Below are 4,701 nucleotides of genomic sequence, written 5' to 3' on the forward strand. Positions count from 1 at the left end.
CCTGCCCCGGTCGGCACCGGCACGGGTCCGCTTGCCGTGAGCCCCTCGGGTTCGCGGGCGGCGGCGGAGCGGTCCGACCTGCAACGCTTCGCGGCGCCGTCAGTCCGCGTGCTCGGAGCGCCTCGGGGTCGCCGCATGCCGAAGGCCCCCTCCGGAGAGGGGGCCTTCGGGGTGGAGTCAGACCGTTGCCGGGACCTGGGCCTCGGCCGGAGCCGGGGTGGGGGCCGGGGGGATGACCCGCGGCTTCGGGAGGGCCAGGTACAGCGCGGCGGAGATGACGATCGCCGCGATCCAGCCCAGGCCGTACTCGCCGACGGGGTTGTTCTTCGCCAACGGGCCGGTGAACCAGTCCGACGTGGTGAAGAGGAGGCCGGAGACCAGACCGATGGCCCACGAGGCGACCGCGGCGGGGGAGAAGCCGGCGCGGTACCAGTAGGCGCTGGAAGGGGTGGTGTCGGCGAGGGCGCGGGGGTCGTACTCCTTGCGGCGGAGCATGTCCGCGCCGAAGACGCCGGTCCAGGCGGAGAAGGCGACCGCGAGCATGGAGAGGAAGGCGATGAAGGAGCCCATGAAGCTGGACGCCACGAGCATCAGCACCCCACCCAGCGCCAGCGAGATCACCGCGTTGACGGAGACGGCCCAGTGGCGCGGAATCCGGAAGCCGAGGGTCTGCGCGGTGAAGCCGGCCGAGTACATCGACATCGAGTTGATCAGCAGCATGCCGACCACGGCGATCAGCAGATACGGCACGGCGATCCACAGCGGCAGGATCGTGCCGAGGAAGGACACCGGGTCGGAGGCCGAGGCCAGATCCGGCGTGGCCACCGCCATCACCGCGCCCATCAGCACCAGCGGCAGCACGACGATGCCGGCCCCGCCGACGGTCTGCCCGACGATCGCCCGCGAGGAAGCCGTACGCGGCAGATAGCGGGTGAAGTCCGGCGCGGACGGAATCCAGCTCACCCCGCCCGCGGCGATCATGCCGATTGCGGTGATCAGCGAAGCCGTCGATCCCGCGCCGCCGTGCATGACGCGCGCCCAGTCGGTGTGCACGGCCAGGTACGCCAGCACCAGCACCGAGAAGACGCCGAAGAGATACGTCGCGTACTTGCTGCACTTCTGCACCGCGTTGATCCCGAGCCCCGAGATCACGAACGTGGCGATCACGAAGAGCAGCAGCGTGACCATGTCCAGCACGCCGTTGGCCTTGATGCCCAGCGCGAGGTCCAGGATGGTGAGCAGCGCGTACGCACCGGTCACCGCGTTGATCGTCTCCCAGCCCCAGCGCGCGACCCAGATCAGCGAGCCGGGCAGCAGATTGCCGCGCTGGCCGAAGACCGCCCGCGACAGCGCCATCCCCGGCGCCGCGCCCCGCTTGCCGGCGATCCCGATCAGCCCGACCAGGCCGTAGGAGATGACGGGGGCGACGGCCGCGACCACGAGGGCCTGCCAGAAGTTCAGGTGGTACGCCACGACCAGGCTCGCGCCCATCGTGAGCAGCAGGACGCTGATGTTGGCCCCCACCCAGGTGGGGAAGAGCCCGCGGGTGCGCGCGGTGCGTTCGTGATCGGGGACCGGCTCGATGCCACGGGTTTCCAGCGCGCCGTCGCGCGCGGCCGTCTTGCTCATGGAGGGGGAGTGTCCTAGCGGTGGGGGACGAGGACGACGGGCTCGACGCGCGGAGCGGAGCCGAAAGACATCGTAGTTTAATCCGACTCCGGTACCCCTGTGGCATTTGTCTCCTGGAGGAAATGCCAGGAGCGTGGAAGCCCTTTCCCCGGATACCCCATGGCCGATACTGGTCGGGTTATGGAAACCATCATCCTTGCTGTAGTCATCGCCGTGGTCGTGCTCGGCGCGCTCGGCGGGCTCCTCGTCACCAGCAGGCTCAAGAAGCCGCTGCCGCCGCCCCCGCCGTCGAAGCCCGACCTGACCGCGCCCCCGGCCGAACCGCACGTCGGTGACGAGGCCGAGACCCCGCGCGACGAAGAACGCCGGACCATCGAGGAGGTGGACCTGCCGGGCGGCGGCGCCCCCACCACCGTCGAGGAGCCCCCCGCCGCCGAGAAGGCTCCCGAGATCGAGATCCCGGAGCCCAGCGCCGGACGTCTGATCCGGCTGCGCGCCCGCCTCTCCCGCTCCCAGAACGCCCTCGGCAAGGGCCTGCTCACGCTGCTCTCGCGCGAGCACCTGGACGAAGACACCTGGGAGGAGATCGAGGACACCCTCCTCACCGCCGACGTCGGCGTCCAGCCCACCCAGGAACTGGTCGAGCGGCTGCGCGAGCGCGTCAAGGTGCTCGGCACCCGCACCCCCGAGGAACTGCGCGGCCTGCTCCGCGAGGAGCTGCTGAAGCTTGTCGGCACCGACATGGACCGCGAGGTCAAGACCGAGCCGGAGAGCCGCAAGCCCGGCATCGTGATGGTCGTCGGGGTCAACGGCACCGGCAAGACCACCACCACCGGCAAGCTCGCCCGCGTCCTGGTCGCCGACGGCCGCACCGTCGTCCTCGGCGCCGCCGACACCTTCCGCGCCGCCGCCGCCGACCAGCTCCAGACCTGGGGCGAGCGCGTCGGCGCCTACACCGTGCGCGGTCCGGAGGCCGGCGACCCCGCCTCCGTCGCCTTCGACGCGGTGAAGGAGGGCAAGGAGATGGGCGTCGACGTGGTGCTCATCGACACCGCGGGCCGTCTGCACACCAAGACCGGTCTCATGGACGAGCTGGGCAAGGTCAAGCGCGTCGTGGAGAAGCACGCCCCGCTGGACGAGGTGCTGCTCGTGCTCGACGCCACCACCGGCCAGAACGGCCTGGTGCAGGCTCGCGTCTTCTCCGAGGTCGTGGACATCACCGGCATCGTGCTCACCAAGCTCGACGGCACCGCCAAGGGCGGCATCGTCATCGCCGTGCAGAACGAGCTGGGCGTCCCGGTCAAGCTCATCGGCCTCGGTGAGGGCCCCGACGACCTGGCGCCGTTCGACCCGGAGGCGTTCGTCGACGCGCTCCTCGGTGACTGACCCCCGTCACCCCGCCCGCGACCACGCCGAAGCGCCCGCCCCCAGCAGAGCCGGGGGACGGGCGCTTCGCCGTACGAGGAGGTCGCCGCCCTACGCCGGTGCGGCCGAGCGGTGTGCCACATAGGCCAGCGTGCCCAGCAGCAGCCGGGCCGCCGGAGGACGCGTCGCCCCGTCCAGCACCGGCGGCCGGAGCCAGCGCACCGGGCCGAGGCCGCCCCGGTCGGAGGGCGGGGCGGTGATGTGGGTACCCGGACCGAGACCGCGCAGGTCCAGCGCCCCGGGGTCGTCCCAGCCCATGCGGTAGAGCAGGTGGGGCAGCTCGGCGGCGGTACCGGGGGCGACCAGGAAGTGCGCGCGGCCCTCCGGAGTCGCGGTGACCGGACCGAGGGGCAGCCCCATCCGCTCCAGCCGCACCAGCGCACGGCGTCCGGCGGCCTCCGCCACCTCGATCACGTCGAACGCCCCGCCCACCGGCAGCATCACCGAGGCACCCGGCACCTCGGCCCACGCCCGGCTCGCCTCGTCCAGCGTGGCCCCGGCCGGCAGCCGGGGTGCGAAGTCCAGTGGATGCGCGCCCGGCTCCGGGCAGTCGGCACGCCCGCAGGAGCAGGCGCCGTTCGAGGCGCGCGCCCCCGGCACCACGTCCCAGCCCCACAGGCCGGTGAACTCGGCGGCCGTGGTGCATTCCGGCGTGCGGCCGCGCCGACGCGTGCCGGTGCGGATCTCCCGGATGCCGCCGATCGTGAAGCCCATGCCCCCTCCAACGGGTACAGCGCGCCGGTGGTTACGAAACGGAGCGAGAGGGATGCGGAACGTGACTCCTCGACTCCCGCTTTCCCTCACCTCTACCGGGACAAGGCGGCGCATCGCGGCACGAACGGTGGTGAACGGGGCTTCGCGCGCCCCTGCGCGCTTCCCTCCGCCCACTGTCGAACGTCCGGTGTCAAGTGAAGCGCGCGGCAGTCATCGTGAGTTCATTCGAAGGGGTGGCGAATGGTGGCGTTTCAGGGATCGCCGTGGCTGGAAGGGTGATCGTGGGATTACTGTGAGTGTGCGAGTCCCAGGGGCACATGCACTCATGGGTATGCCGGAGGCAAGTCGCCAGCTCGTTCGAAGGGTGAGAACCACCGGACGGGCGGCCCGGTCCACCGGCATTCTGATAGGGCTTGGCGCATCCGGCGACAGGTGGATTCAGGGAATGGGGGCGTTCCAGTGGGCGGCAACGGCGGTGGCGGGACGAACGCTGACAAGCGCCCCAACGACCTGCTCGGCTCGTGGTTCGTGCGCAGCGGCTGGTCCAAGGGGGAGCTGGCCCGCCAGGTGAACCGCCGGGCCCGGCAGCTCGGCGCCAACCACATCTCCACCGACACCTCGCGGGTCCGCCGCTGGCTGGACGGCGAGAACCCGCGCGAACCGATCCCGCGCATCCTCTCCGAGCTGTTCTCCGAGCGCTTCGGCTGCGTCGTCTCCGTCGAGGACCTCGGCCTGCGCGTCGCCCGCCAGTCGCCCTCCGCCTCCGGCGTCGACCTGCCCTGGACCGGCCCGCAGACCGTCGCACTGCTCAGCGAGTTCTCCCGCAGCGACCTGATGCTCGCCCGGCGCGGCTTCCTCGGCACCTCCCTCGGCCTCTCGGCGGGCCCCGCGCTCATCGAGCCCATGCAGCGCTGGCTGGTCCCCACCCCCTCC

The 4,701-nt window shown here is 71.7% G+C and carries 4 protein-coding genes; 2 read left to right on the plus strand and 2 right to left on the minus strand.

Going from position 1 to position 4,701, the window contains the following annotated elements; all coding sequences use genetic code 11:
* Positions 1–177: 177 nt before the first annotated feature.
* Positions 178–1,629, minus strand: a complete 1,452-nt coding sequence (locus tag CCN33_RS18845) for a cytosine permease (RefSeq protein WP_086694747.1) — start codon at positions 1,627–1,629, stop codon at positions 178–180.
* Between the two features lie 180 nt (positions 1,630–1,809).
* Here CCN33_RS18845 and ftsY point away from each other — a divergent pair, with 180 nt between their 5' ends.
* Entirely contained in the window at positions 1,810–3,015 is a 1,206-nt protein-coding gene (gene ftsY, locus CCN33_RS18850) for a signal recognition particle-docking protein FtsY (protein ID WP_086694748.1), read from the plus strand.
* A 90-nt stretch (positions 3,016–3,105) separates the two neighbouring features.
* Here ftsY and CCN33_RS18855 read toward each other — a convergent pair whose 3' ends face one another.
* Positions 3,106–3,768, minus strand: a complete 663-nt coding sequence (locus CCN33_RS18855; protein ID WP_086694749.1) for a bifunctional DNA primase/polymerase — start codon at positions 3,766–3,768, stop codon at positions 3,106–3,108.
* A 459-nt stretch (positions 3,769–4,227) separates the two neighbouring features.
* Here CCN33_RS18855 and CCN33_RS18860 point away from each other — a divergent pair.
* Positions 4,228–4,701, plus strand: a 474-nt coding sequence (locus CCN33_RS18860; RefSeq protein WP_483027248.1) for an NsdA family TPR-like regulatory protein, incomplete at its 3' end; no start/stop codon positions are given.

The organism is Streptomyces recifensis, from assembly GCF_002154615.1.
Taxonomy (GTDB): Bacteria; Actinomycetota; Actinomycetes; order Streptomycetales; family Streptomycetaceae; genus Streptomyces; species Streptomyces griseoluteus.